Source organism: Chryseobacterium sp. HNCC26DJ238 (assembly GCF_057180465.1).
Window position 1 is genome coordinate 1 of the sequence record NZ_JBXUGI010000059.1, and the last position, 643, is coordinate 643.

The window sequence follows — 643 nt, forward strand, 5'->3', positions numbered from 1 at the left end:
TAGAACTGTTCGGGGCACACCAGACGATCAGGCTGTTTTAGCAGCTATGGGAGGTATACCTGCCATAGGAATTTATTTCGATGAGTTTACTTCAAACTATTCATCAAAAAACTATACAAGAAAATATTTGGATGCAATATCGGGATTAGGTATAAATAATGCTGATTTGGAAAATTACAGAAAGTTATTTTATGAAGCAGGTTTTCTCAACAAATATGATACAGAGTATGACCTTTATCAATATAACTTTATGGGTTACACAGGCAGGTTTATCATTAAAAAGAATTCAAATAATGAATTATTTATTGATAAGTTAGATAAAAACAATCTGGATATTTCTATACATTCATACAGCCCTACCAATAATTTTGAAGCTTCAGGATTTATTATAAAAGACGAATCCGGAAATAAGTATTTATTTAATACATTGGAAAAATCATCCAGATCAGGATTGACAAACAGACAGAGTTTTGGAGGTGATATTACTACAAATGTTCTTAATTATGGATTTACTCCTTCTGCTTTTCACCTTAGTAAAATATCCGATGCTTCAAATAATGATCTTGTAGAATTTGACTATTATCCTTCACAACAAATATTTTATACGGATAATTCACAGTTCAACAGAAGCAAAGAATTTCCC

The 643-nt window shown here is 30.8% G+C and carries 1 protein-coding gene; it reads left to right on the forward strand.

All coding sequences use genetic code 11. The features are described from left to right. Window positions 1–643, forward strand: a 643-nt coding sequence (locus AC2A07_RS19700) for a hypothetical protein (RefSeq protein ID WP_484051800.1), incomplete at both ends; no start/stop codon positions are given.